This window comes from Caldimonas taiwanensis NBRC 104434, assembly GCF_001592165.1.
Taxonomy (GTDB): Bacteria; Pseudomonadota; Gammaproteobacteria; order Burkholderiales; family Burkholderiaceae_C; genus Caldimonas; species Caldimonas manganoxidans.
Window position 1 is genome coordinate 1 of sequence record NZ_BCWK01000006.1, and the last position, 26,340, is coordinate 26,340.

At 67.1% G+C, this 26,340-nt stretch carries 25 protein-coding genes, 1 pseudogene and 1 riboswitch; of the genes and pseudogenes, 17 read left to right on the top strand and 9 right to left on the bottom strand.

The features are described 5' to 3' along the window. Positions 1-269: 269 nt before the first annotated feature. The 5 genes and pseudogenes from CTA01S_RS16400 to CTA01S_RS16885 all read left to right on the top strand — a co-directional run. Positions 270-467 (top strand): annotated as a pseudogene (locus tag CTA01S_RS16400) (helix-turn-helix domain-containing protein); the annotation flags it as partial. 37 nt (positions 468-504) lie between these two features. Beyond that, positions 505-879, top strand: a complete 375-nt coding sequence (locus CTA01S_RS06745) for a hypothetical protein (protein ID WP_062193618.1) — start codon at positions 505-507, stop codon at positions 877-879. A 15-nt stretch (positions 880-894) separates the two neighbouring features. Beyond that, entirely contained in the window at positions 895-1,170 is a 276-nt protein-coding gene (locus tag CTA01S_RS06750) for a type II toxin-antitoxin system Phd/YefM family antitoxin (protein ID WP_062193622.1), read from the top strand. Beyond that, positions 1,170-1,511: a type II toxin-antitoxin system RelE/ParE family toxin gene (locus tag CTA01S_RS06755; RefSeq protein ID WP_062193625.1), complete on the top strand. Its 342-nt coding sequence runs from the start codon at positions 1,170-1,172 to the stop codon at positions 1,509-1,511. The genes CTA01S_RS06750 and CTA01S_RS06755 overlap by 1 nt, the downstream gene beginning before the upstream one ends. 383 nt (positions 1,512-1,894) lie before the next feature. After that, positions 1,895-2,125, top strand: coding sequence for a GDCCVxC domain-containing (seleno)protein (locus tag CTA01S_RS16885; RefSeq protein WP_084362351.1), 231 nt, complete (start codon positions 1,895-1,897; stop codon positions 2,123-2,125). A 135-nt stretch (positions 2,126-2,260) separates the two neighbouring features. On the opposite strand, the gene CTA01S_RS06765 is transcribed toward CTA01S_RS16885, so the two are convergent. The 4 genes from CTA01S_RS06765 to CTA01S_RS06780 all read right to left on the bottom strand — a co-directional run bounded on the left by CTA01S_RS06765 (position 2,261) and on the right by CTA01S_RS06780 (position 6,064). Further along, positions 2,261-2,746 carry a universal stress protein gene (locus CTA01S_RS06765; RefSeq protein WP_019559878.1) on the bottom strand — a complete coding sequence of 162 codons (486 nt, stop codon included), beginning with the start codon at positions 2,744-2,746 and terminating at the stop codon, positions 2,261-2,263. Positions 2,747-2,829: 83 nt separating this feature from the next. Further along, positions 2,830-3,198 carry a YbaN family protein gene (locus CTA01S_RS06770; RefSeq protein WP_062193632.1) on the bottom strand — a complete coding sequence of 123 codons (369 nt, stop codon included), beginning with the start codon at positions 3,196-3,198 and terminating at the stop codon, positions 2,830-2,832. Positions 3,199-3,317: 119 nt separating this feature from the next. After that, on the bottom strand, positions 3,318-3,782 hold the full coding sequence (locus CTA01S_RS06775; protein ID WP_019559880.1) for a cyanophycin metabolism-associated DUF1854 family protein: 465 nt from the start codon (positions 3,780-3,782) through the stop codon (positions 3,318-3,320). Between the two features lie 14 nt (positions 3,783-3,796). Next, the gene (locus tag CTA01S_RS06780) at positions 3,797-6,064 is read right to left on the bottom strand and encodes a cyanophycin metabolism-associated ABC transporter (protein WP_232301010.1); all 2,268 of its coding nucleotides are present in this window, start codon (positions 6,062-6,064) and stop codon (positions 3,797-3,799) included. Positions 6,065-6,223: 159 nt separating this feature from the next. Here CTA01S_RS06780 and CTA01S_RS06785 point away from each other — a divergent pair, with 159 nt between their 5' ends. The 3 genes from CTA01S_RS06785 to CTA01S_RS06795 all read left to right on the top strand — a co-directional run bounded on the left by CTA01S_RS06785 (position 6,224) and on the right by CTA01S_RS06795 (position 13,527). Next, complete coding sequence (locus CTA01S_RS06785) at positions 6,224-8,467, top strand: cyanophycin synthetase (RefSeq protein ID WP_198150805.1); 2,244 nt, start codon at positions 6,224-6,226, stop codon at positions 8,465-8,467. A gap of 21 nt (positions 8,468-8,488) precedes the next feature. Then, complete coding sequence (cphA, locus tag CTA01S_RS06790; protein ID WP_019559883.1) at positions 8,489-11,059, top strand: cyanophycin synthetase; 2,571 nt, start codon at positions 8,489-8,491, stop codon at positions 11,057-11,059. 323 nt (positions 11,060-11,382) lie between these two features. After that, positions 11,383-13,527 (top strand): TonB-dependent siderophore receptor, encoded by a 2,145-nt coding sequence (locus CTA01S_RS06795; protein ID WP_232301011.1) that lies wholly within the window; start codon positions 11,383-11,385, stop codon positions 13,525-13,527. Between the two features lie 60 nt (positions 13,528-13,587). Here the strand turns inward: CTA01S_RS06795 and CTA01S_RS06800 are convergent, their stop codons facing one another. Further along, the gene (locus CTA01S_RS06800) at positions 13,588-14,157 is read right to left on the bottom strand and encodes a TMEM165/GDT1 family protein (RefSeq protein ID WP_062193640.1); all 570 of its coding nucleotides are present in this window, start codon (positions 14,155-14,157) and stop codon (positions 13,588-13,590) included. A 5-nt stretch (positions 14,158-14,162) separates the two neighbouring features. After that, positions 14,163-14,354, bottom strand: a riboswitch (yybP-ykoY riboswitch). Between the two features lie 53 nt (positions 14,355-14,407). Between CTA01S_RS06800 and CTA01S_RS16410 the strand changes: the two genes are divergently transcribed. Then, positions 14,408-15,358, top strand: a complete 951-nt coding sequence (locus CTA01S_RS16410) for a GNAT family N-acetyltransferase (RefSeq protein ID WP_084362335.1) — start codon at positions 14,408-14,410, stop codon at positions 15,356-15,358. Between the two features lie 3 nt (positions 15,359-15,361). Here the strand turns inward: CTA01S_RS16410 and CTA01S_RS06810 are convergent, their stop codons facing one another. Genes CTA01S_RS06810 through CTA01S_RS06820 form a run of 3 tightly spaced genes read right to left on the bottom strand, consistent with a single transcriptional unit; the run spans position 15,362 to position 16,883 of the window. Then, positions 15,362-16,297, bottom strand: a complete 936-nt coding sequence (locus CTA01S_RS06810) for a Na/Pi cotransporter family protein (RefSeq protein ID WP_062193645.1) — start codon at positions 16,295-16,297, stop codon at positions 15,362-15,364. A 15-nt stretch (positions 16,298-16,312) separates the two neighbouring features. After that, a complete protein-coding gene (locus tag CTA01S_RS06815; RefSeq protein ID WP_062193650.1) occupies positions 16,313-16,534 on the bottom strand; it encodes an RNA-binding S4 domain-containing protein in 222 nt (73 codons plus the stop codon). 1 nt (position 16,535) lies between these two features. Continuing rightward, positions 16,536-16,883: an FKBP-type peptidyl-prolyl cis-trans isomerase gene (locus tag CTA01S_RS06820; protein ID WP_062193653.1), complete on the bottom strand. Its 348-nt coding sequence runs from the start codon at positions 16,881-16,883 to the stop codon at positions 16,536-16,538. 214 nt (positions 16,884-17,097) lie between these two features. Here CTA01S_RS06820 and CTA01S_RS06825 point away from each other — a divergent pair, with 214 nt between their 5' ends. Together CTA01S_RS06825 and CTA01S_RS06830 are read left to right on the top strand one after the other, a co-directional pair. After that, positions 17,098-18,357: a sensor domain-containing phosphodiesterase gene (locus tag CTA01S_RS06825; protein WP_062193658.1), complete on the top strand. Its 1,260-nt coding sequence runs from the start codon at positions 17,098-17,100 to the stop codon at positions 18,355-18,357. A 5-nt stretch (positions 18,358-18,362) separates the two neighbouring features. After that, on the top strand, positions 18,363-20,660 hold the full coding sequence (locus CTA01S_RS06830; protein ID WP_062193662.1) for a response regulator: 2,298 nt from the start codon (positions 18,363-18,365) through the stop codon (positions 20,658-20,660). A gap of 132 nt (positions 20,661-20,792) precedes the next feature. Here CTA01S_RS06830 and CTA01S_RS06835 read toward each other — a convergent pair whose 3' ends face one another. Continuing rightward, positions 20,793-21,071, bottom strand: a complete 279-nt coding sequence (locus tag CTA01S_RS06835; RefSeq protein ID WP_019559891.1) for a GNAT family N-acetyltransferase — start codon at positions 21,069-21,071, stop codon at positions 20,793-20,795. Positions 21,072-21,305: 234 nt separating this feature from the next. Here CTA01S_RS06835 and CTA01S_RS06840 point away from each other — a divergent pair, with 234 nt between their 5' ends. The 6 genes from CTA01S_RS06840 to CTA01S_RS06865 all read left to right on the top strand — a co-directional run bounded on the left by CTA01S_RS06840 (position 21,306) and on the right by CTA01S_RS06865 (position 26,338). Further along, positions 21,306-21,656 carry a hypothetical protein gene (locus CTA01S_RS06840; protein WP_062193667.1) on the top strand — a complete coding sequence of 117 codons (351 nt, stop codon included), beginning with the start codon at positions 21,306-21,308 and terminating at the stop codon, positions 21,654-21,656. A 67-nt stretch (positions 21,657-21,723) separates the two neighbouring features. Then, on the top strand, positions 21,724-22,791 hold the full coding sequence (locus tag CTA01S_RS06845) for an aldo/keto reductase (RefSeq protein WP_062193671.1): 1,068 nt from the start codon (positions 21,724-21,726) through the stop codon (positions 22,789-22,791). A 12-nt stretch (positions 22,792-22,803) separates the two neighbouring features. Then, positions 22,804-23,295, top strand: coding sequence for a Cys-tRNA(Pro) deacylase (ybaK, locus tag CTA01S_RS06850; RefSeq protein WP_062193675.1), 492 nt, complete (start codon positions 22,804-22,806; stop codon positions 23,293-23,295). A gap of 31 nt (positions 23,296-23,326) precedes the next feature. After that, positions 23,327-23,980 carry a glycerol-3-phosphate 1-O-acyltransferase PlsY gene (gene plsY, locus CTA01S_RS06855; protein ID WP_062193678.1) on the top strand — a complete coding sequence of 218 codons (654 nt, stop codon included), beginning with the start codon at positions 23,327-23,329 and terminating at the stop codon, positions 23,978-23,980. 10 nt (positions 23,981-23,990) lie between these two features. Continuing rightward, a complete protein-coding gene (locus CTA01S_RS06860; RefSeq protein WP_019559896.1) occupies positions 23,991-24,341 on the top strand; it encodes a RidA family protein in 351 nt (116 codons plus the stop codon). A gap of 26 nt (positions 24,342-24,367) precedes the next feature. Further along, positions 24,368-26,338 (top strand): ATP-binding protein, encoded by a 1,971-nt coding sequence (locus tag CTA01S_RS06865; protein WP_062193682.1) that lies wholly within the window; start codon positions 24,368-24,370, stop codon positions 26,336-26,338. The last annotated feature ends 2 nt before the right edge of the window (positions 26,339-26,340 follow it).

Below are 26,340 nucleotides of genomic sequence, written 5' to 3' on the forward strand. Positions count from 1 at the left end.
GAAGCTCGGACGCTGCGTGGCAAAGATCATCTTGAGTTGCCCGTTTGGCTCAAACCAACATTGAAGGGGCAGCCATGCGCGGTGAAGTGATCACCGAAGCCGACACCTGCCGTGAGTTCGTTCGCGAGCTGTGAGCCGTGCCCTGATTCATGCGCCGTTCCGCCCCGAAGCCAAGCGCGGTGGAGAGCGCAATTGCGCGGATTCCCGCTGATAGACTTTCTCCCGGTTTCATCCACTCGAGGCGCTTGCAGTGGGCAAGCGCGGACGCCATCACCACTGAACCGTGGGTTTCCGTCGAGCAGGTCGCCCAGCACCTGGGTGTGGCCAAGGACACCGTGTACCGCTGGCGCGAGCGCTGCGGCCTGCCGGCGCACCGGGGCGGGCGGCTGTGGAAGGTCAAGCTGTTCGAGGAGGATGAGTGGGTACGCGCCGGGGGCGCGGATGAAGAGAAACACGGCGATGCTGACCCGGCATCGCCGCGCAAGAAATCGAGGGATGGTCTGAATGCCCACACTCCACTGGATCGGCAAAGAAGCCGTCGTCAAACACCACAAGGAAGTACCCTTCCGCCTGCTGGAGCCAGTGCCGGAACTCTCCTGCGGCCCGGCGCACGGCAAAGACTCGGGCAACCTGATCGTGCAGGGCGACAACCTGCACGCCCTCAAAGCCCTGCTGCCGTGCTATGCGGGCCAGGTCAAGTGCATCTACATCGACCCGCCGTACAACACCGGCAATGAAGGCTGGGTGTACAACGACAACGTCAACAGCCCGGAGATTCGCCGCTGGCTGGGCGAGGTGGTGGGCAAGGAAGGCGAGACGCTGGACCGCCTCCATGCCTTGCCGCAAGACCACAAAAAGACTATATTAAGTCCTGCTTAAAAATGGAGCACGGCCATGCGCTACTCGTCGCGAATCAAGCCGATCAGCTATCTCAAAGCCAACGCAGCCGAGGTTCTGGCGCACCTCGCGGAGCAGCGTGAACCGATGGTGATCACCCAAAACGGCGAAGCCAAGGCTGTCTTGCAGGACGTCGCTTCGTTCGAGGAGACGCAAGAAACACTGGCCTTGCTGAAGATCCTCGCGTTGGGTAATCAGGATGTGGCCGCTGGCAAGGTGAAGCCTGTCGCTGACGTCGTTGCCCGCCTCCGCGCCAAGCGAGTCTCGGTCTGATGGCAGGCACATCAGCCAAGTTCGAGGTCCTGCTCACTGAGGGGGCGGAGCAGGATCTGGAGGCCATCCACGACTACATCTCCGAGTTCGACTGTGTGGCCAACGCCAACGATGTATTGGACGAGTTGATGGGCGTGGTGGAGAGCCTATCGAAATTCCCGGAACGCGGCAGTTATCCGAAGGAACTGGTCGGCCTGGGGATCAAAGAATACCGCCAGACATTCTTCAAACCCTACCGCGTGATCTATCGCGTCACAGGCAACCAAGTCATTATTTACTTGATTGCTGACGGACGTCGTGACATGCAATCCGTGCTCGCTCGCCGCCTGTTAGGCGCTTGACCCGCAGCAGCCCACGCCAGCGTTCACAAGCTCGGTAGGCCAGTCAGCACGTGGTCAACCGTCCTCCACCAACACCCCAGGGCTCAGAGGATCGCCGGGCCCTTTGTGCCGATGGCGGAACTTTGGTTTCTCGGGCGACATTTCCACGCCGTGATGGAAACAGCCCGCCAGCAGGGGCTGGCAGCTCGATGGCAGCCAACGGTTGCAGCGTCGGCCGTGTCAGCGCCTACCGGATGGCAACAGACCACGGTACCATCGGGCAGGCCTCCGGCAGGGCCTGCATCAGCGGGCAGCACAGCTTGCCCCGGGCAGCGCAGCAACGCCGCCCCCGGTCCTGCAGCGCGGCTTCTGTGCGGTGCAAGTCGGCCAAGAGGGCCAGCGAAGTGAACGACGTGATCTTGGAGTCCACGCTGACGTGTCCGCAATGCGGTCACTCAAAGATTGAAAACATGCCGACCGACGCTTGCCAGTGGTTCTACGAATGCGAGCAGTGCCATGCCGTGTTCAAACCCAAGCCCGGGGACTGCTGCGTGTTTTGCTCTTACGGTACCGTGCCGTGTCCGCCCATCCAAGCGCGTGGCAAGGGCGGATGTTGTGGTTCGTCGGCTGTTTAGCCATCGTGCACCGGGCATCTGCGGCCGCTGGGTGGCCCCCAGCGGAAGACGGGTTGAATGCCGGTCCGACGGTCATCGCGTTCATGACGGATGACAGGCCAGCCGATGGGTCATGCACATGTCGGCACGCGTCGCTCAGCTTCCAGCGGCTTCGTCCGAAGCATCGCCGGCGGTATCTGCGGCGGTGTCGGCCTCGGGCGGTTTGACGATCGTGACGGGCACTGGGGAGTGGTCGAGCACTGCACGGGAGACCGAGCCAAACAGGCCGGCACGCAGGGTGCCGATGCCCCGGGCGCCCATCACGATGGCTTGGCAGCCATGGGTTTCGGTCAGATCGATGATGGCTTGGGCTGGGGCGCCGCTGACGACGTCCAGGTCGTAGGGCAGGCCGGCTTCGCGCAGCAGGGTTTCGGCCGCTTCCAGGGCGTGGCGGCCGGCGCTTGCGGCCATGCCTTCGAGCACTTCGGCATCGTGCGCCGTGACCACTTCGTACAGCGTGGGCGGCTCTTGCACGTTGGCCAGCACGAAGTGGGCTTGCAGGCCGCTGCGCGCCAGCGCGATGGCATGGCGGACGGCCCACAGCGAGAGCTCGGAACCATCCACAGGCAGCAAGATCTTCATGGCGCACTCCCGAGTGTCGTGGGTATGCACCGTTTCTAACTCGAAAGCCCGTGCTTGCCCAGTGGGGGATCGAGCAGCTTGGATCAGGCTTCGGGACGGCGCCACAGCCACAGGGCCACGGCGAGCAAGAGGAGGTAGACCGTGCCGCGCACCCAGGGCGCCACCGGGCTCCACCAGAGGACGGTGGCGCTGCCCAGCATCATCACGGTGGCCAGCCATTTGGCGCGGCGAGGCACGGCGCCGCGCTCACGCCATTGACGGATCACGGGGCCATGCCTGGGGTGGGCCAGCAGCCGCGCCTCCAGGCTCGGCCAGCCGCGTCCGCCGGCCCAGGCGGCCAACAGCAGAAAGGGCACGGTGGGCAGCAGCGGAAGCACCACGCCCACCAGCCCCAGCAGCAGCGACACGCCGGCCAGCGTGCGCCAAAGCAGGAGGCGGGTGTGTCGGATCATCCGTGGTGTGTGTGCGCGATCGGTGCCGGTGTCGATGGTAGCGCGGCGGCGCGAGGTCGCGCTGGGGAGGGGCTGGCCTGCGCCCACACGACGCGCCCCCGCCTTGGGGGCGGGGCGTTTCAGAGAAAGCGATCGAGCAGGCGGCGGCTGGCACGATCCAGTGCGGCCGGGTCGCGGATCAAGTAGCTCACGCCGTCGCGGTCGGCGATCAACAGGCGGCCGCCCGGCAAGCGACGAATGTCTTCCTCGCCTTTGAGCACGAGTTGTGTGCGGCCGCGGTCGGTTTCGACCTCCCAAGTGCTGGGGGTGGCGAAGCTGGAGACGGCCACCAGGCGCGTGATTTCGGGCATGAACTCGCGTTGGGCGAGTTCTTCTTCGATCAGCCGACGCAGGGGGGAGGGCAAATCCGACAGCCGCTCGATCCAGACGACTTCATGGCCTTCGGGGCTGACCAACGACACGCCTTCATCGGGTGCGGTGATGGGAAAGGCACGCACGGGCAAGACGCCCACGTGCACTTGTCCTTGGGCGTCGGTGCAGACGAGCTGGCCGTGCGGGTTGCGGTGCAGCTGAAATGGGGTCATGGCACGGGCTTCCTTCAGGCGCTGCGGGCGGGTTGGTCGCGCCAAGCCTCGGGCGGGCTGCCCTCGCTGTCGACGTTGCGGGCTTGGGCCTCGTACAGGCGCCAATACGCGCCGCGGCGCTCCATCAGTTCTTCGTGCGGGCCGACCTCGACGATTTCGCCGCGGTCCATGACCACCAAGCGGTCGGCTTTGCGTAAGGTGGACAGCCGGTGCGCGATGGCGATCGTCGTGCGGCCCCGCACCAGGTTGTCCAGGGCTTTCTGGATTTCTTGTTCTGTTTCGGTGTCCACGGCCGAAGTGGCTTCATCGAGGATGAGGATGCGCGGGTCGATCAGCAGCGCGCGGGCGATCGAGATGCGCTGGCGCTCGCCACCGGACAGACCTTGGCCGCGCTCGCCCACCAGGGAGTCATAGCCTTGGGGCAGGCGCAGGATGAATTCGTGCGCATGGGCGGCGCGGGCCGCTGCGATGATTTCCTCACGCGTGGCGCCGGGCTTGCCGTAGGCGATGTTCTCGGCGATGGTGCCGAAGAAGAGAAAGGGCTCTTGCAGCACCAGGCCGATGTGGCGGCGCCAATCGGCCACGGCCAGCTGGCGAATGTCGATGCCGTCCACGCGGATGGCGCCTTCGCTGACGTCATAGAACCGGCAGATCAGGTTGACCAGCGTGCTTTTGCCCGAGCCGCTGTGGCCCACCAGGCCGATCATCTCGCCGGGCCGAATGTCCAGGTTGAGGCCCTGGATCACGCGGCGGTGGCCGTAGCGGAAGCCCACGTCCTGCAGCTGAATGCGCCCTTGGACTTCCGGCAGGGGCACGGGTTGTGCCGGCTCGGGCACGGACGAGACGTGGTCCAGGATGTCGAAGATGCGCTTGGCCCCGGCAGCGGCTTTCTGGGTGACCGAGACGATGCGGCTCATCGAGTCGAGCCGGGTGTAGAAGCGGCCGATGTAGGCCAGGAAGGCCGTCAGCGTGCCCACGGTGATGTCGCCTCGCGAGACCTGCCAGATGCCAAAGGCCCACACCACCAGCAGGCCAATTTCGGTGAGCAGCGACACCGTGGGCGTGAACAGCGACCATATCCGGTTGAGCCGGTCGTTGACCATCAGGTTGTGCCGGTTGGCCTCGCGGAAGCGCCGGGCCTCGCGGCTTTCCTGCGCAAAGGCTTTGACCACGCGGATGCCCGGGATGGTGTCGGCCAGCACGTTGGTGACCTCGCCCCAGACTCGGTCGATTTTCTCGAAGCCGGTGCGCAGCCGCTCGCGCACCACGTGGATCATCCAGGCGATGAACGGCAGGGGCAGCAGCGTGACCAAGGCCAGCCAGGGGTTGATGGAAAAGAGGATGACCGCAGTCATGGCGATCATCAGCACGTCGGTGGCAAAGTCCAGCAGATGCAACGAGAGAAAGACATTGATGCGGTCGGTCTCGCTGCCGATGCGTGCCATCAGGTCGCCGGTGCGCTTGCCGCCGAAGTACTCCAGCGACAGCTTCAGCAGATGCTCGTAGGTGGTGGTGCGCAAGTCTGCGCCGATGCGTTCACTCACCAAGGCCAAAATGTAAGTGCGCGCCCACCCCAAGCCCCAGGCGGCGAGGGCGGCCAGCAGCAGCCCGCCCAGCAGCCAGGCCACCAGGGCGGTGTCGATGGCTTGGCCGCTTTGGTAGGGGATCAGCACCCGGTCCATCAGTGGCATGGTCAGGTAGGGCGGGACCAAGGTGGCGGCGGTGGAGGCCAGGGTCAGGGCAAAGCCGGCCAGCAACTGGCCGCGGTAGGGGCGGGCAAAGCGCCACAGCCGCAGCAGGGTCCAGGTCGACGGCGGGGTCGCTTCGGGGTCGGCTTCGGACGCCTCCAGCCCATCGCCCGCAGCGGCATCGGGGGCCGGCTCGGGCGGCGTCGCGCCTTGCAGCAGGCGTTGTTGCGTCTGGAAACGCTCCACCAGGGTCTGGGCGGCAGGCTGGCGTCCAAGCGTCAAATGCCAGACGGCCAGCCGACGCTGGGCGTCGTGCAAGGCCAAGTGGGCCACGCCGGCGTGGTCGCTCAGGCGCAGCTCCAGCACCGGGCTCAAAGACCATGTTTGCCATGGGGCTTTCGGGTGCTCGCGGGCCAGCAGGCGCCGGTCGGTCAGCACCAGCCACTGGGGGGCAAACCGCAGTTGCGCATCGAGGTCAACCTCCAGCGCGGCCAAAACGTTCTCGGCAGGAGCCAGTGCAAGGCGTAAGTCATCCGGCCAGGGGTCGCAAGGGCGGCCCGCCAGGTCGGTCGGGAGGGAGACGGACAAGTTCATGGATACAACATGGACCCCGTCGGACGGGGCAGTGGTCAGGGCGTCTGGGCGGCCACGATGGTTGCGCGATGCCCTGGGAGAGCTCACGCGCGAACCCTTGCCGAGGTTGACATGCAAGCGCCGCAGGGGCGGCAGGACTGGGATAGAAGGTTGTCAGTCATGAGTCACAGAAGTATCGAATTCCTACGCATCGCCTACCTGCGTGGGCCCAATCTCTGGACCTACCGGCCGGTGATCGAGGCCTGGGTGGACATCGGCGAGCTGGAGGACCATCCCTCCAACACGCTGCCCGGTTTCTACGAACGCCTCTCGTCCTGGCTGCCCGGCCTGATCGAGCACCGCTGTGGTGTGGGCGAGCGGGGCGGTTTCCTGCAGCGCCTGCGCGAAGGCACATGGCCGGCCCACATCATGGAGCACGTGGCCATCGAGTTGCAGAACCTGGCGGGCATGCCCACCGGCTTCGGCAAGGCGCGTTCCACGGCCACCCGAGGCGTTTACAAGGTGGTGGTGCGCGCCCGACAGGAAGAGGTGGGCCGAGCCGCTATTGTCGCCGCTCGTGACCTGGTGATGGCGGCCATTGAGGATCGCCCGTATGACGTGGCGGCCACCGTGGCCCGGTTGCGCGAGCTGGTCGACCGCCGTTGCCTGGGGCCGAGCACGGCTTGCATCGTCGATGCGGCCGCCGAGCGTGGGATTCCTTCCATCCGCCTGAGCCAAGGCAACCTGGTGCAGCTTGGCTACGGGCGGGCGCAGCGTCGCATCTGGACGGCCGAGACCGACCGCACCTCGGCGATTGCCGAAAGCATCGCCAGCGACAAGGAGCTCACCCGCCGCTTGCTGGCCGCCGCCGGCGTGTGCGTGCCCGAAGGCCGCGAAGTGAGCGATCCGGCCGATGCTTGGGAGGCCGCCCAAGACATCGGCTTGCCCGTGGTGGTCAAGCCCTTGGATGCCAACCATGGACGCGGCATCTCCATCGAGCTGCGCCGTCGTGAAGACATCGAAGCGGCCTTTCATGTGGCCGCGCGCGAAGGCAGTGGCGTACTGGTCGAGCGCTACATTCCTGGCGGCGAACACCGCTTGTTGGTGGTGGGCAACCGCGTGGTGGCTGCCTCGCGCGGGGACGCCGCCTGGGTCACGGGCGACGGCCATTCGACGGTGGCGCAATTGGTCGAACTCCAGGTCAACAGCGATCCGCGCCGTGGCGAGGACGAGGCCTACCCGCTGGACATCGTGCGCCTGCACGAGCCGGCCAACGTGTTGGAGCTGGCCCGCCAAGGCTACACGGCCGACTCCGTGCCACCGCAAGGCCAGAAGGTGCGGGTGCAGCGCAATGGCAATCTGGCCATCGACGTGACCGATCGTGTGCACCCGGAGGTGGCCGAGATGGTGGCCTTGGCCGCGCGAGTGGTGGGCTTGGACATCGCAGGGGTGGACGTGGTTGCCCAGGACATCGGCCGCCCCTTGGCCGAGCAAGGTGGCGCCATCGTGGAAGTGAACGCCGGCCCCGGACTGCTGATGCACCTGAAGCCGGCCGAGGGCGAGCCGCGCCCGGTGGGGCAGGCCATCGTCGATCATTTGTTTCCTGCGGGCGAGACCGGCCGCATCCCGGTGGTGGGCGTCAGCGGCTCGCAAGGCACCACGCTGACCTCTCGTCTGGTGGCCTGGTTGCTCCATTTGGGCGGGCACCACGTGGGGCTGGCCTGTGGGGAGGGGCTGTATTTCGACCGTCGCCGCGTCGAGGCCGGCGACCGCGCCACGTGGGCCGCGGGCCGGCGCGTGCTGATGAACCGCATGGTCGATGCCGCTGTGATCGAGAACGGCCCCGAGACCATCGTGCAAGAAGGTCTGGCCTACGACCGTTGCCACGTGGGCATCGTCACTGGCGTGGCCGGTGCGGCGTCGCTGGCCCACTACCATATCCATGACGATGAGCAGCTCTACACCGTGCTGCGCACCCAGGTGGACGTGGTGTTGCCCGAGGGCGTGGCCGTGCTCAACGCGGATGATCTGCTGGCCGCACAGATGGCTGCGCTGTGCGATGGCGATGTGATCTTCTACGGCCGTGATGGCCAGCGCGAAGTGATCGAGACGCACTTGGCGGCCGGCCGTCGGGCGGTCTTCCTGCGGGGGCAGCGGGTGCTGATGGCCCACGGCGCGAAGGAGACGCCCTTGATCGAATGGCGTTGCCTGCCGGTCCTCGAGGGCCATGAGCCCGAGGCCGTGCTGGGCGCCGTGATGGCCGCCTCGGCCGCCGCCTGGGGCTTGGGGATGGAGATCGACGTGATCCGCGCGGGCATCAAGACCTTCGCCACCCAATCGGCTCCCTTGGCCACCCCGCCGCTGCCCGTGATCGCCCACGCCACCGCGCCGGCCGAGACCTCGGTGTTGGTCCCTGCCGCCTGAACGCAACGAGACGATTTGCCCATGGACATTTCCCGCCTGCGGGCCCTGCGCGGCCCCAACCTCTGGACGCGCCGCACCGCCATCGAGGCGGTCGTGATCCTGCGCGACGACGAGCTCGACTTGCAGACCCGGCCCGGCTTCGAGGCCCGTCTGCGCGCCCGCTTCCCCGAAATCGGCGCCTTGCATGCCACCGGCCACACCGGCGCGGTCTCGATGGCTCATGCCCTGGCGGCCGCCGCGCTGGGCTTGCAGGCTCAGGCCGGCTGCCCGGTGACCTTCAGCCGCACCACGCCCACCCCCGAGGAACGGGTTTTTCAGGTGGTGGTCGAGTACAGCGAGGAGCCGGTGGGCCGTCTGGCCTTCGAATTGGCCCAGGCGCTGTGCGAAGCCGCGGTGCAGGACACGCCCTTCGATCTGGCCGATGCCTTGGCCCGCTTGCGCGATCTCGACGAAGACGTGCGCCTGGGCCCCAGCACCGGCAGCATCGTGCAGGCTGCCGTGGCGCGTGGCATTCCTTACCGCCGCCTCACCGAAGGCAGTCTGGTGCAGTTCGGGTGGGGGAGCAAGCAGCGACGCATCCAGGCGGCCGAGATGGATGTCACCTCGGCGATCGCCGAATCCATCGCCCAGGACAAGGAGCTCACCAAGGAGCTGTTGCTGGCCGCTGGCGTGCCGGTGCCCCAGGGCCGACCGGTGACGGATTTCGAGGACGCGCGCCGTGCTGCGGCCGAGATCGGCTGGCCGGTGGTGGTCAAGCCGCGTGATGGCAATCAGGGCAAGGGCGTGACGGTCGACATCGTCGATGACGAGCATTTGCGCATCGCCTATGACGCGGCGCGCGCGATCAGCGACGACGTGCTGGTCGAGCGTTTCATCCCCGGCTACGACTTCCGTCTGTTGGTGGTGGGCGACCGATTGGTGGCAGCTGCTCGGCGCGATCCGCCGCATGTGATCGGTGACGGCCTGCACAGCATTCGGGAGTTGGTGGACCAGGCCAACACCGACCCAAGGCGCGGCGATGGCCATGCCACGCCGCTGACGCGCATGCGCATCGATGACATCGCCCTGGCCCGCCTGGCCCAGCAGGGTTTTGGGCCCGATGACATTCCGCCCAAGGGGCGGCGCGTGGTGTTGCGCAACAATGCCAACCTCAGCACCGGGGGGACGGCCACCGACGTGACCGACGACGTGCATCCCGAGGTGGCGGCCCGCGCCGTCGATGCGGCGCGCATGATCGGCCTGGACATCTGCGGGGTGGACGTGGTGTGCGAGAGCCTGCAGCAACCGCTGGAGTGGCAAGGCGGCGCCGTGGTGGAAGTCAATGCCGCACCGGGCCTGCGCATGCATTTGAGCCCGTCGTACGGCAAGGGCCGCCCGGTGGGGGAGGCCATCATCGATGCCATGTTCGCGCCAGGCGAAGACGGCCGCATCCCGGTGGTGGCCGTCACCGGCACCAATGGCAAGACCACGGTGGTGCGTCTGACGGCCCATCTCTTGGCGCGGCATGGCTGGCGCGTGGGCATGACCAACACCGATGGCGTTTACATCCAAGGCCGGCGCATCGACACCGGCGACTGCAGCGGTCCGCGCAGCGCGCGCAACGTGCTGGCCCACCCGGATGTGGACGCGGCGGTGCTCGAGACCGCGCGTGGTGGCATCTTGCGTGAAGGGCTGGGTTTCGACCGCTGCCAGGTGGCCGTGGTCACCAACATCGGCCTGGGCGACCACCTGGGCTTGAACTACATCACCACGGTCGAGGACCTGGCGGTGCTCAAGCGTGTCATCGTCCAAAATGTCGCACCCACCGGCATGGCCGTGCTCAATGCGGCCGATCCGATCGTCGCCGCGATGGCCGAGAACTGCCCCGGAGACGTCACCTACTTCGCGGCCGACCGCTTCCATCCCGTGATGGCCGCTCACCGGGTGCAGGGCCGCCGAGTGGTGTATGTCGACCGTGGCGACATCGTGGCCGAGCAAGCGGGCGTCAAGCACCGCTTTGCGCTGGCCGAAGTGCCGCTCACGCGCAACGGCACCATCGGTTTCCAGGTCGAAAATGCCATGGCGGCCGTGGCTGCGGCCTGGGCGGCTGGGGCCAGCTGGGACGCCATTCGCACCGGGCTGTTGACCTTCGAGAACGATGCGGACAACGCGCCGGGGCGCTTCAATGTCTTCACGGTACGCGGGGCCACCGTCATTGCCGACTACGGCCACAACCCCGATGCGATCGCGGCCCTGGTGCGGGCCGTGGAGTCCATGCCGGGCCGGCGTCGCACCGTGGTGATCAGTGGGGCGGGCGACCGGCGCGATGAAGACATCCGCCAGCAAACGCGCATCCTGGGCGCGGCGTTCGACCGCGTCATCCTCTACCAAGACCAATGCCAGCGTGGTCGTGCCGACGGCGAGGTGCTGGCCTTGTTGCGCGAGGGGCTCCAAGGCGCCAGCCGCGCTCGCGAGGTGCAAGAGATCCGTGGCGAGTTCGCCGCCATCGATGCGGCCTTGGAAGACCTGCGCGAAGGCGATCTGTGCCTCATCCTCATCGACCAAGTCGATGCGGCGTTGAACCATCTGCATCGTCGCCTGGCCCAGGCCTGAGCACGGCCGCAACGCGGCACAGGGGCGCGGCATGCGCCCGGCCGCGGCGGCCAACGTGCACGACGCGCTGAAGTCCTTTGCCGAACCGGATCTGTGGGGTCCGTTGGGGGCTCGATTTCGTTTACAATTAAATTACGAATCATTCGCATTCGTAATTTAATTGTCGTTGCCCATGGTTCCGCCCGAGTGGCTCATGCAGGGTCGAGGCGGGCCTTGGTGTGCCTGTCGTCCCTTCCCAGAGTGCATCGGCCCGCGGGCGATCCGAGCACGCTGCGGTCAGGCCGGCTGGTCTTCGTTGTTGTTTCTTTTGAGGAGAGTGGTTCATGTCATCGATACAGCCTCAGTCGCGCAGGACTCCCACGGCCTTGGCCGCCGCGCTCGTGGTGCTCGGCCTGGGGGGGGCCGGAGGCGTCCAGGCGCAAGCCGTCCAGTCCTCGTCCAGCGAGGCGGCGACCGCGACCGAGGCTGCCGCAGCGTTGCCCTCGGTGACCGTCACGGCGCGGCGCGAGAACCGGGTTTCCTCCGGGGCCACCAATTTGCCGCTGGAGATCAAGGAAACGCCGCAGTCCATCAGCACCATCGAGCAAGACGTGCTGAGCGACTTCGGCCTCAGCAGCAGCAATGATGCCTTGCGCCTGGGCACCGGCATCAACGTCGACGAGTGGGAAACCAACCGCACCAGCTTCAACGCACGCGGCTTCGATGTGATGCTCACCCAGATCGACGGCCAGGGCATGAGCAATGACTGGGGCTTGGTCGTGGGGCAGCTCGACACCTTCTTGTTCGAGAAAATCGAGGTGATCCGGGGAGCCAATGGCTTGCTCACCGGCGTGGGCAATTCCTCGGGCACCATCAACTTCGTGCGCAAGCGCCCCACCAATCGGGACGGCGGCCAGGCCCTGGCCTCGGTGGGCTCGCACGATTTCAAGCGCGTGGCGCTGGACTACAACAAGGTCTTGGGCGGCGACGGAATGTGGGCGGCTCGCTTGGTGGTGGCCCACGAAGACAAGGAATCCTATCTGCGGGCCTTGCACGATCGGCGCAGCACCGTGTACGCCGTGGTCGAGGGGCAGGTCGGCCCCCACGGTGTGCTCACGCTGGGCACGACGTATCGTGACGCACGCCAGCGCTCGCCGATGTGGGGCTCGCTGACCTTGCGGTATGCCGACGGGCGGCAGGCCGATTTCGATGTCTCGGCCTCCACCTCACAGGACTGGACGCGCTGGAACACCGAATCGCTCAATGCCTTCGTGGAATACGTGCATGCCTTGTCGCCCGATTGGGAGCTCAAGGCCAGCTACAACCACAACCGGGGCCAGGAATCCACCCGGCTGTTCTATGCCTACACGCTCACCGGCTATCTGAACGATGACAACACCGGCCTGCTCGGCTGGCCGTATCGCGGCGAAAGCAGCTCCGAGAGCCACATCGTCGAAACGAATCTGAAGGGCCGCTTCGATGCCTTCGGCCGTCGCCATGAAGCCATCTTGGGCCTGAGCCATTCACAGCGCACGCATCGTGCTTACTACTACTCCGGCGCGACCTTTCCCACCCTGCCGGCCTTTCCCTATCCGGGCGATGTGTTTCCAGAACCGGTGTGGGGCGCGAAAAACTTGAGTGCCGATGGCGATCAACACCTCACGCGGCTGTACGCCGCCAGCCGCTGGGCGCTGACCGATCGGCTCAAGGGCATCGTTGGCTTCAACGCGATCAAGCTGGTGCGCGACGGTTCGGCCATTTATGGCGGGGGCGTCAACCTGGATGACGAAACCACCGAAAAGATCAGCCCGTACGCCGGCCTGACCTACGACCTGACGCCCAGCACGCTGGCCTATGCCTCGTATTCGGACATCTTCCAGGCGCAAGACCAGCGTGACATCAACGGCAACTATCTGGCCCCGATGAAGGGGGTCAACCTAGAGGCCGGCCTCAAGAGCGAATGGCTGAACCGGCGCTTGCTCACCACCGTGGCCGTCTTCCAGGCCGAGCAGAAAGGTCTGGCCACCGAGGCGGGTTTCGATCCGATCGCGCAGCAGTCCTATTACGAGCCGCGTGACGTGAAGTCCCGAGGCGTGGAGCTCGAAGCCACGGGCCGGGTCAGTGCGGACACGCGGCTGACGGCAGGCTTTACCGCGCTGAAGCTGACCGGCCCGGACGGTGGCAACACGTATGAATGGGTGCCGCGACGCACGCTCAAGCTGCTGGCCGACACCCGCGTGCCGGCATGGCCCCAGCTGCGCGTGGGCGCCGGTCTGCGCTGGCAGTCGGACGTGTACAAGCAAGGCGGCGTGCGCCAAGATGCCTATGCCGTGGTCGATGCCTTTGCGGCTTATGCGCTGTCCGAGCGGGCGGTCTTGCGTCTGAACGTCAACAACCTGTTCGACGAGAAGTACTTGCGCACCGTGCAGTACGGCGCGATCTACGGCGCCCCGCGCACGGCCTATCTGGCGCTCGAATACCGCTTGTGAGCCTTGCCGCGGCCGCTTGCCTGGTACGGGTGGCATTCAGCCATCGGCCAGGCTGCGGCTTCACATGGCCGACCATCCGCCGAGGATCAGCACGCCCAGCGCGGCGAACAAGACCGCGGCGGCTTGATGGATGCGGCGGATCGGCAGTCGCCGCGTCAGCCGCTCGCCCAGCAGCACCGCTGGCGCGTTGGCGATCATCATGCCCAGCGTGGTGCCCAGCACCACGGCAAAGAACGCGGCGTACTGCGCCGCCAGGGCCACGGTGGCGATTTGGGTCTTGTCGCCGATTTCGGCCAGGAAAAACGCCAGTGCCGTGGTCCCGAAGACGCCCCAGCGCGGGCCCTGAGCCGCCTGGGCGTCGTCGAGCTTGTCGGGAATGAGCACCCAGATCGCCATGGCGATGAAGGACAGGCCCAGCACCCAGCGCATGACGTCGGCGCCCACAGCCGAGGTGATCCAGGCGCCCAGCGCACCGGCTGCTGCATGGTTGACGAGGGTGGCCACGAAGATGCCCAGCAGGATCGGCAGGGGGCGCCGATAGCGGGCGGCCAACAGCAGGGACAGGAGTTGCGTTTTGTCGCCCATTTCTGCCAGGGCGACGATGCCGGTCGAGACGAAAAATGCTTCCACGGGGCAAAGGATTCCGGCCGGCGTTCATACCCATGACCGTACCTGCTCCCGGCACGCAAGCAGGCACGGTCAAAGGTCTCGCCAAGTTCGCTCCACTTCCTGTGCCATGCCCACAGACGGGCAAGTGTGTTGACACAGGACCCTCGGGGGCGCGTCGATGTCGCGCACGAGGGAGGCTACTCCCCAATGACAGGCGCGCATTGTAGCCGGAGGCGGCATACTGAGGTTTGATGTCCATGAGGAGCCGCCCTTGTTGCCACACGCTGAGCTGCCACACGCCCTGCCTCTGCACCCTGCCGGGCCCGAAGACCTGCCGGCCATCAAGGCCATGCTGAGCGAGCACGCCTTACCCCTGGCGGGGGTGGACGAGCATGGGGCCGACTTTCTCGTCGCGCGAGATGCCAGTGGCTTGATGGGCTGCGTTGGTTTGGAGTTTCATGGCGACGGCGTGCTGTTGCGTTCGGTGGTGGCGCGCATCGGTCACCAGGGCCTGGGCGGGCAGATGGTGCGCGCGGCGCTGCGTCAGGCCCGTCAGCGCGGCGCGCAGTGGGCCGTGCTGCGCACCACCACGGCCGCAGGCTTCTTTGCGCAGCAGGGCTTTCGCCGTGTGGAGCCGTCCGCGGTGCCGCCCGCAGTGCGCGCGAGCGTCGAGTTTCAGGGGGCCTGCCCGGACAGCAGCATCACCATGATGCGGGATCTGCGCTTTGGCGTGAGCGTGCGCGCTGCCCGCGAAGACGACATGCCGGCCGTGCTCGAGATCTATAACGAGGAGGTGCGCCACAGCACCGCCACCTACCAGTATGCCGAGCGCACCCTGGACGAACAGGTGGCGCAGTGGTTGGCCAAGCGCGCCGAAGGCTATCGCTTCTTCGTGGCCGTCACCGACGATGACGCCGTGGTGGGTTATGCCAACTATGGGCTGTTCCGCCCGCGTGAGGGGTGGCGTTTCACCTGCGAGCATTCGGTCTATATCCACCGCGACTGGCGTGGACGTGGCTTGGGCAAGCTGTTGCTGCCAGCGGTGATGGCGCATGCGCGCGAGCGGGGGTTTCACAGCATGGTGGGTGTGGTCGATGCGGCCAACACCGCGTCGGTGAAACTGCACGAGTCGCTGGGATTCAAGTTGGCCGGCGTGATCCGCGAAGGCGGCTACAAGTTCGACCGCTGGCTCGATGTGGCTTTCATGCAAGCCATGCTCTGAGGATCAGCGAGTTGAGGGCAGGGCCCAGCGTTCCAGTCGCGGCGCGTAGGCCGGCAACAGGATCAGGAAGAGCGCACTGCTCACCACGTTGAAGACGAGGTGGGCGACGGCCACGGCCATGTCCGGCGTGGGGGAATGCTCCACCACCGTCTGTGCGAACAGCACGAGCACGGGCGCGAACATCAGCGCGCCCGCCAGCTTGAAGCCGGTGTTGATGACCGCCGTGTGGCGCGCCAGTGAGCCCATCGACAGTGAAGCGATCAGGCCGGTGACCGTGGTGCCCACGTTCGATCCCACGACGAGGTAGACAGCCGCCTCGGGGGTCAGCACCTGCTGCTGCACCAGCACCACGGCCAGGCCCGTGGTGACCGACGAGCTCTGCAGCACCGCCGTGATGACGATGCCGGCCATGACGCCGACCCAGGGGTTGCCCGCCTGAGCCAGCACGTCCAGCACCGCCGGGGTGTTGCGCAGCGGCGCGAGCGCCACACCGATGAGGTCGAGCGCGAACAGCACGAAGCCGAAGTAGAAGAGCACCTTGCCTGCAGGTTTCCAGCGTGCCGGGGCGGCGGCTGAGACGAGGGCGCCCAGGGTGAGGGTGACGGGGCCCAGGGCTGTGAGCTTGAGTGACACCAGCCAGGCCGTGGCCGTGGTGCCGACGTTGGCACCCAGCAGCACGGCCAGAGCGCCACGGAAACCCAGCACGCCGGCATCCACCAGCGCAATGGCCAGCGATGTGACGGCCGACGACGACTGGATGAAGGCCGTGAAGCCCGCCCCGAGCAGGGCGGCGCCGTAGCGGTTGGCCGTGGCACGGCCCAGCCACGCGCGCAGCCGTTCCCCGCCGGCGGTCATCAACTCATGCGAGAACCCCGACAGACCAAAGAGGAACAGCACCACGGCACTGAGGGCCGAGAAGATCCATTGCCACTCGGTCATGTCGGCGTCTGTCGGTCAGGCGGAAGCTTTCACGTGGATGCGCAGGTCATCGATCGCGACGACCTGGCCAGCCCGGATCTTGGCGGCCTTGCGCGTCTCGGCTTGCCCATCGACCTCGACGCGGCCGGCGGCCACCAGGGCCTTGCCCTGGCCGCCGCTGTCGGCCGCGCCCACCAGCTTGAGCAGGGCGTGCAGTTCGACGTGCTCGCCGCGCAGTTCGAAGTCGATGTCGGGCATGTCAGACGGCCAGCAGTTCGACCTCGAACAGCAGTGTGGCGTTCGGCGGGATCACGCCGCCGGCGCCGCGGGCGCCGTAGCCCAGTTGCGGCGGAATGAGCAGGCGGCGCGTGCCGCCGACCCGCATGCCTTGCACCCCCTCGTCCCAGCCGCGAATCACCAGGCCGGCGCCCAAAGGGAAGACGAAGGGGGCGTTGCGGTCCTTGCTGGAGTCGAACTTGGCCCCTGGCTGGCCGTCGTGAGAGAGCCAGCCGGTGTAGTGCACCGTGACGTTGCAGCCGACCCGCGCCTCGTCGCCTTGGCCGATGACGGTGTCTTCGTATTGCAGCCCGCTGGTGGTGGTGATCATGGCGATCCTTTCATGTCGAGCGATGGTGGCGATGCCCGGGATGGCAGACGCAGCAGGGGCGCCACGGTAGCACAGCTTTGCGCCCATGGGTGCAAGACGAACCCGCCGCCGGTGGATTTCTCGGCCACAATGAGAGGGTTTCTGCGTCGTACCGCCGTCCGTGGACCCTTCGTCGCCCCATGATTCTTCGTCGGCCCACCGGGCCGATGAGCCCATGCGGACCCTGCTGAACGCCGTTCAGCGCGTGCAGGACGGACGCTGGACGGCCCGCCATGCCCGCTTCGAGCTGCACTCCCATTTTCAGCCGATCTACAGCCTGTCTCACCACCGGGCCGTCGGGCACGAGGCCTTGCTCCGGGCGGTGGATGCGCAGGGGCGTGCCGTGGCGCCGCCATCGGTGCTGGCTGCTGCCACGTCACCAGACGATTTGGTGCACTTGGACCGTTTGTGCCGGCTGCTGCACGTGGCCAATTTCAGTGCCCAGGCCGGGCCTGAGCCGGCGTGGCTGTTCCTCAACATCCACCCGGCCGTGTTCGTGCGTGGCCCAGGGTTGGGGGGGCAGCGCTACATGCGCGCGATGCTGGATCGGTTCGCACTGCCACCATCGCAGGTCGTGCTGGAAGTGACCGAGGACATGGTCCGACGCGACCAGAGCTTCGAGGCCGCGATGGCCGAGGCCCGGGAGCTGGGCTGTTTGCTGGCGCTGGACGACTTCGGGGCGGGCCACTCCAATTTCGACCGGGTTTGGCACATCCGCCCTGAAATCGTCAAACTCGACCGCAGCCTGGTGCGTCGTGCGGCCATGGAGCCGCGCATCGGCCGCATCGCCACGCAGATGGTGTCGCTGTTGCACGCTTGTGGGGCCATGGTGTTGATGGAAGGCATCGAGACCCTGGACGAGGCATATCTGGCGCTGCAGGCCGATGTGGACTTCGTGCAGGGCTACCTGTTCGCGCCTCCGGCGCCCGTGCTGCAGCCGCCGCAATGGCCGCATCCGGTGATCGATGCGGTGTGGCAGCGCTTCGATGCCCGTTTCGAGGCCGACAAGCGTGCCGAGCGCGAGCGCTTGGCGCCGTACATGAATGCCATCGGCCATGCGGCCGCCTTGTTGCAGGCCGGCCTGCCGCTGGAGGCGTGTTGCCAGGAATTCCTGCGCCTGCCTGGGGCCGAGCTGTGCTACCTGATCGACGAGCAGGGCTTGCAGATCGGGCACAACGTCACCTCGCCGCATTTCGAAGCCAGGCGTTCGGCCCAGTTTGCACCGTTGCGCGACGCCCGCGGCGCGCGCTGGGCGCGCCGGCCCTACTTTCGCCGCGCGCTGGACCACATCGGGCGGGTGCAGGTCACCCGGCCGTACCTGACGGTGCATGGCGCGCATTTGTGCGTCACCGTATCGATCGGTCTGCGCTGGCAAGAGCGGCTGGTGGTGCTCGGCGGCGACATCGACTGGGACATTCAGCCTGCGCTCGGGTAAGCTGAGTGCCAATCCTGGCCTTGGTGGTCGATCGATTCTTCATCCCTGCGGCCCGCCTGTCCATGCCCCAGTCGCCCGTCCGTCCCGACACTGCTGCGGCGCAGGCCGACACGCTGCCGCGGCGATGGCCACAGGTGCGCGAGCCGGCGCAGCTGGAAGCACGCATGCGCGAGCGGCTGTTCTGGTTCACCGTGGCGCTCAGCCAGGCCGGCGCGCTGGGGCTGTGCGCCTACTTTTGGTGGTCGCAACGGCCTGGGCTGGTCGCAGTGGCCGCGCTCTACGTGGCGGCCACCCTGGGCGTGTCGGCCTATGCGGTTCGCACCGGGCGCATCCGGCGCAGCATTGCCGTGCTGATGGTCGTGCTGGCCGTGGCATTGACGGCGCTCACGTGGTTGATGGGGGGCTGGACGGCACCCAGTCTGTGGTGGTTGGTCCTGCTACCGATGATGTGGATGCTGACCGGCGCTCGACGCGAGGGCCTGATGCTCGGTGGGGTCATCCTGGGGGTCTTGGTCCTGACCCCCTGGGCCGTGGAGAGTTTGGGGCTGCCCGATTTGTCGCCCACCCCACCGGCGCAGCGCGCCCTGGATGCTGGGGCCTGGGCCGCCGCTGCGCTGGTGCTGTTCGGCTGCTTCGTGCTGTACGCCCTCGGCCTGCGCCGCGGCTTGCGACGTGAGCTCACCCTGGCTTTGCGGGAGTTGCGGCGCTCTCGTGACGAGGCCTTGGCCGCCTCGCAGGTCAAGGCCCGTTTCCTGGCCAACATGAGCCACGAGGTCCGCACGCCCATCAATGGCATTTTGGGGGCGATCGAATTGCTGCGCGGCACCCCGCTCGATGCCCGCCAGCAGCAGATCGTGGCCTTGCAACGCCAGAGCCTGGACACGCTGATGGCCCTGGTCAACGATGTGCTCGACTACACCAAAATCGAAGCCGGGCGCATGGAGCTCGAGCCCGTGGACACCGATTTGCGCGAGCTGGTGTTCGATGCACTGGAGTTGCATGCGGCTTTGGCTCACGAAAAGGGCTTGGAGCTCACCTTGGGGTGGGCCAGCGAGGTGCCCCCCGTGGTCAGGGTGGACCCCACGCGGCTGCGCCAAGTGCTGGGCCACCTGGTGTCCAATGCCGTGCGCTATACCTCCCGGGGTGGGGTGCACATCCAAGTGGGGGTCGAACCCGAAGGTCTGACGCAGGGACAAGCCCGGCTGCGGATCGAGGTGCAAGACACCGGCGTGGGCATCGCGCCCGAGCTGCTGCCTCGGCTGTTCGAGGCCTTCCCGCGCAGTGAGGAGGCCGCCGCGCGTGGGCCGGCAGGCTCGGGCTTGGGCCTGGCCATTTGCCGTGAGCTGGTCCAGCTCATGGGGGGGCGGATCTCGGTGCGCAGCCAGCTGCACCAGGGCTCGGTCTTCACGCTGGAGCTCACGCTCGATCATGTCGAGCAGCCCCATGCCGGCCTGCCGCCGGGCGTGCCGCTGCGTGTGCTGGTGGTGGCCAACTACCTGCGGCTGGTGCAGCATGTGGAGGCCGGTTTGCGCGAGTTTGGCGTCAGCTACGACATCAAGCCCGTGCCTCCCACCCAGACCGAGCTGCTCGCGCTGCGCGATCAGGGGGTCAATGCCATCTTGCTCGATGAGAAGCTGCTGGGCGCGCGCGGGCACGACCGTCTGGAGCAGATGGCCCGCGAGGTGGGCTTGCCGGTGCTGCTGATGCGCGGCGTGTCGAGCGACACCACGATGGGCATGCTCGATGGGGTGTTCGTGTTGTCCAAGCCGGTGCGCCCGCATGCCTTGTACGATGGCCTGCGTTGGGCGTTGCACGCGCGTCGGCAAAGCGAACGCGCCACCCCGGCCGGGGCGCATGCGGCGCCAGCTGCTGCGCTGTCGGCCTTGGCTGGTCGAGTGCTGTTGGTGGACGACAACCCGGTCAACCAAGTCATGACCCAGGCCATGCTGGAGCGCCTGGGGTTGGCTGTCGTGGTGGCTGGCGATGGACGCGAGGCGCTGCACCGCTTTGCCGAACAGACTTTCGACTTCGTGCTGATGGACGTGCAAATGCCTGGCATGGATGGCCTGACCGCGACGCAGAAGCTGCGTGAGATCGAAGGCCGGCTCGGGCGTGCCCGCACCCCGGTCATTGCGGTCACCGGCAATCCCGAGCCGGAAATCCGCCAGCGCGGCCAAGCGGTCGGCATGGATGATTTTCTGGGCAAGCCCTTCACGCTCGAACAGTTGCAGCGCATGCTGCTGCGCTGGCAGCCCGGGCCGCGGGAGGTGCCGGCAGCGCTGCGGGCCGACGGACCGTCTTGAGCGGCCGCGCGCGGGGGGCTCGGACGGGTCGGGGCCTCGGGCCGTGCCGAGGGCGGCTCACCCGGCACGACGGTGCAGGCCGGGTCGGGCCGGCCCGCGGCAAGTCAAGGCGTGTGCGTGCCGGCGCGAGGTTCAACGCGCCCACAGCACCTGTGTTTCGGGGTGGCGCTCCATGTAGGAACGCACGTAGGAACACAGCGGATGAACTTTGAGCCCATGAGCGCGCGCATGGTCCAGCGCGGCTTGCACGAGCAGGGCCGCGATGCCGCGCCCGCGCAGCGCCGGCGGGACGCCGGTATGGGTCATGTGCATGATGCCGTCGCGCAGTTCGTAGTCCGCGACGCTGAGCTGGCCGTCCAGCCTGGCTTCGAAACGCTGGGCAGCGGGGTTGTGCGTGACTTCGACAGACATGGGGTGCGGGTGATGCGGTGGCTGCAATGCCCCATCGTGCCACAAGGTGTGAGGCCGTGTCCTGAGGGCCGTCAACTCTCGTGATGGACCGTGACGGCTTTGGCAGCTCCGGGGACGCGGGTGGGGGCGGGTGTGGACAGGGCGCCGCGCTCGGCGCACCATCTTGTCCAGCGCGCTGGTCATTGGTCGCTGGTCATAGGCCGATGCTTTGCGCAGCGGGCACGGAGCATGGCAATGGACGATCGGACCTTTTCGGCCCCCCCTTCGGCCCTGCGGTTTCGCACCTTGCTTTATCGCTATTGGTTTTTTGCCTGGTTGTTCCGCGACGCAGGCCGTGGGACGGTGTTCGAACGTGCCGCCGCTTGGCGTCACAACCGCGAACAGGCGCGCTGGCTGCCGACCTACTTGCGCCGCTGGGCCACTTTGGGCTTGGTCTTCTTCGTGTTGGGGGCGCTGGTCGAGCTGGCTGGCGGCACGGCCATGCTGGCGGCGCTGTTCTTCGTGCCTTCGGCCATCAGCGTGCCGGTCAACGCCGTGATCAGTGTGGCTTGGCTGGGTTTGAAGCTGCTGCCCGGTCCGCTGTGAGGCCGGTGCCGGCGAGGCCACGCGCGGCGCCCGTGCACGACCAGCGGGGCTTTGGCACACTTGAGGGATGAACGCTGCCCTTCCCCGACGTCGCCTGGGCCAAAGCGGCCTGCAAGTCACCCCCATCTGTCTCGGCACCATGACCTTTGGCGAGCAGGTCGATGAGGCCACGTCGCACCGCATCCTCGATCGGGCGCTGGAGCTGGGGCTGAACTTCCTCGACACGGCCGAGATGTACCCCGTGCCACCCTCGGCCGAACGCTACGGCCAGACCGAGTGCATCTTGGGCCGCTGGTTCGCCTCGCGGCCTGGTGTGCGCGAGCGGGTGGTGCTGGCCACCAAGGTGGCCGGCCCGGTGCGCGGCTACGATTGGATCCGCCAGGGCAGTGCCGATCTGAAGGCGCAAGACATCGTCCAAGCCTGTGACGACAGCCTGCGGCGCTTGCGCACCGATGTGATCGACCTCTATCAGATCCACTGGCCGGTGCGCAACGTGCCGATGTTCGGGGCGCTGTATTTCGATCCCCAGCGCGACCGGCCCGTGTCCTCGATCCATGAGCAGCTCGATGCCTTGGGGCGCCTGGTTCGCCAGGGCAAGGTGCGGGCCGTCGGGCTGTCCAACGAGACGCCTTATGGTGTGGCCGAGTTCGTGCGTGTGGCCGAACAGCACGGCCTGCCGCGTGTGGCCACCGTGCAGAACGCCTACAGTCTGGTCAACCGCTCGGTCGAAAACGGCTTGGACGAGGTGATGTATCGCTATGGCATCTCCCTGCTGGCGTACTCGCCGCTGGCCTTCGGTTTGTTGACCGGCAAATATGACCAAGGGGGGCTGACGGGCGGGGCCACGGGTCGGCTGGCGCAGTTCGAGTCGATGCGTCGGCAGCGTTGGGGCCGCCCCGAGGCGCTGGCGGCCGCTCGGCGCTACAACGCGCTGGCGCGTGAGCATGGACTGACGCCCACCCAGATGGCGTTGGCGTTTTGCTACACCAAGTGGCAGGTGACCAGCACCATCATCGGCGTGACCAGCGTGGCGCAATTGGAAGAGGACGTGGCTGCCTGGGGCACCGCGCTGTCGCCCGAACTGCTCGAAGCCATCGACCGCATCCGCTGGGACATGCGTGACCCGGCACAGTGAGCTGCGGCGCCCGTGGCTCGAACACCGCATGTCAGTGAGACGCCGGCCACGCAATGGCTGCGCCGTCACGGTGTGTCGTTCGTCGAACACGTCTACCAGTACGTCGAGCACGGCGGCACGGCCGAGTCGGCGCGCCAGCTCGGACTGGACGAGCATCGAATCATCAAGACCCTGGTGATGCAGGACCAGGAGGCGCGTCCGCTGATCGTGCTGATGCATGGCGACCGGCAAGTCAGCCTCAAGGCCCTGGCCCGCGAGATCGGGGCCAAACGGGTGGAACCCTGCCGGCCCGAGGTGGCCGAGCGTCACAGTGGCTACAAGGTGGGGGGCACCTCGCCCTTTGGCACGCGCAAGGCCATGCCGGTGTATGTGCAAGCCAGCATCCTGGAGCTGCCGCGCATCTGCATCAACGGCGGACGTCGCGGCTACCTCGTCGAGCTGGCGCCCGCGGTGCTGGTCGAGCCTCTGGGCGCTCGGCCGGTGCGCTGCGCCAGTGCAGAATAGTCTTTTTACACTTTCCAACGATTGTCGCCCCATGGAGACTGCCTACGCCTTGGCCGCCATCGTCGCGGGCTATTTGCTCGGCTCGCTGTCATTTGCCGTGATCATCAGCCGGCTCATGGGTTTGCACGACCCGCGCACCTATGGCTCGGGCAATCCCGGGGCCACCAATGTGCTGCGTTCGGGCAACAAAGTCGCGGCCATCCTGACCTTGGTGTTCGATGCCCTCAAAGGCTATGTGCCCGTGGTGCTGGTGCTGGTGTTCGGGCCTGAGCACGGCCTGGGCGAAGGCAGCGCGGCGCTGGCCGGCGTGGGCGCTTTCGTGGGCCATCTTTGGCCGCTGTTTTTCCGCTTTCAGGGCGGCAAGGGGGTGGCCACTGCGGCCGGGGTGTTGCTGGGCATCAATCCTTGGCTGGGGCTGGCCACCTTGCTGACCTGGCTCATCATCGCGGTCTTTTTCCGCTACGCCTCGCTGGCGTCGATCACTGCTGCGGTGTTTGCGCCGTTCTACCAGATGCTCATCTGGGGCACCGGGCCCGTGGCCGGCGCCATCCTGCTGATGAGCCTGTTGCTGGTGTGGCGGCACGGTGCGAACATTCAGAAATTGATCGCTGGCACCGAGAGCCGCATCGGCCAGAAGGCGGCGCCGCCCTCGGCGTCGCAGCGCTCGTCGCGTCCACGTCGCTGAAGGATCCCTCATGGTGCAACGTTTTCACCCCGGAGCGCGTCTGTCGGAGATGGCGGTCCACCAGGGCACGGTTTACCTGGCCGGGCAGGTGCCCGAGGACGGCACGCAGGACATCCGTGGCCAGACGGCCCAGGTGCTGGCGGCGATCGACCGGCTGTTGGCCCAGGCTGGCAGCGGCAAGGATCGCATCTTGATGGCGCAGATCTTCTTGGCCGATCTGGCCGATTTCGAGGGCATGAACGAGGTGTGGGATGCCTGGATCGGCGAGGTGCCGGGCCAGGCGCCGCCGCGCGCCACGGTGCAGGCCAAGCTGGCGCGGCCCGAATGGCGCATCGAAGTGGTGATCACGGCCGCGGTCTGACCGGGCCGCTTCAGCCCTGAGCGCCCATGGAATCGCCGCGGGAATCCGCGCCGCCGGCTGCCGACGCGAGCCTGGAGCGCGCGCCGGAGCTGCTGCGCCATGTGTTCGAGACCAGCCCCGACTGCATCACCCTGACCGAGCGGGCTTCCGGCCGCTATGTGATGGTCAATGCCGGGTTCACACGCATCACTGGCTACAGTCCCGAAGAGGTGATCGGCAAGACCTCGTTGGAGCTGGGCATTTGGGTGTACGCCAGCGATCGGCAGCGACTCGTCGAGGCCATTGCCCGAGAGCGCGCGGTGCGTGACCTGCCGGTCCATTTCCGCATCAAGAACGGCCAGGTGCTCAAAATGCTGGTCTCGGGCTCGTGTTTCGACTGGCACGGCAAGTCTTACCTGGTGCTCAACGTGCGCGACGTGTCCGAGATCGAGCGTGTGCGCCTGCAGCAAGAGGCGATCTTGCAGAACGCCTCGATCGGCATCGCCTTCACGCGCGACCGCGTCTTCGTGCATGCCAATCCGCGCATGGAGGAGATCTTCGGCTGGCCGCCGGGCACGCTGATCGGCCAGCCCGGCTCGGTGGTGTGGTGCAGCGAGGAGGACTATCGGCGCATCGGCCTGCAGGCCGGCCCGGTGCTGTCGCGCGGCGAACCTTTCGAGACCGAGACCATGATGGCGCGGCGCGACGGCCGCCCGCTGTGGTGCAAGCTGCGTGGGCGGGGGGTGGATCGGGTGTCGCCGGCCACCGGGGGCACCATCTGGATCATCGAAGACATCACCGAGCGCAAGCGTTTCGAGCAGGAGTTGTCGGCGGCTCGCGATGCGGCCGAGGCGGCCAGCCGCGCCAAAAGTGCGTTCCTGGCCAACACCAGCCATGAACTGCGCACGCCGCTGCATGGTCTGCTGGGTTTGGCCCGCTTGGCGCTGCGGCAGGACATCGACGAGCGCCGCCGCCTCGAGTACCTGCACCGCATCCTGGAAAGCGCGCAGCTGTTGCGCGACATCATCAGTGACATCCTGGACCTGTCCAAGATCGAAGCAGGCCAGCTGGCGATCGAGTCGGCCCCGTTCGATCTGCACGAACTCTTGCACAGCGTGGCGCGCTCGCATGCCGAAGTCGCCCAGGCCAAGGGCTTGGCGCTGCGCGTGGAGCTGGCCGAGGACCTGCCGTCCCGGGTGCGAGGCGACGCCTTGCGGCTTCGGCAGATCGTGGGCAATTACTTGTCCAATGCCTTGAAGTTCACCGAGCATGGCCAGGTGGTGCTGCGGGCCGAGCGGGGCAGCAGCCCGCGCGTGCGTCTGAGCGTGAGCGACACCGGGCCGGGCATTCCGTTGGAGCAGCAAGCGCGCTTGTTCCGTCCCTTCAGCCAGGCCGACACGTCGGCCACACGCCGGCATGGTGGCACCGGGCTGGGGCTGTCGATCTGCCGTGAACTGGCGCAGCTGATGGGTGGACAGGTCGGCCTGGACAGCGAGCCAGGCCGCGGCAGCACGTTCTGGGTCGAGCTGCCGTTGCCGTGGGCCGATGAACAGGGCTGCGCCCAAGTGCCGATGGATGAGTCCATCGACCTGCGGGGCGTGCGGGTGCTGTTGGTCGAGGACAACCCGGTCAACCTGCTCATCGGCGTGGCCATGCTCGAACAATGGGGCCTGGACGTGACCCATTGCAGTGACGGACGCGCGGCCATCGACGCTGTGCGGGCGGCCGCGGACCAGCAGCGCCCCTATGCCCTGGTGCTGATGGATTTGCAAATGCCGGTGATGGGCGGCGCGCAGGCCGCGCAGGAACTGCGCCGCGAATTCGGCCCTCAGGAGCTGCCCATCATCGCGCTGACGGCCGCCGCCCTGGTGTCCGAGCGCGAGGCGGCGCTGGAGGCCGGGATGAACGACTTTCTCACCAAGCCGCTGGACGCCTCGGTGCTGCACCGCATGCTGTGCCGCTGGGTGGCTGCCCGCACCCGGGGCGCAGGCGCCAGCGAGCGCGATGCCCCGATCTGACC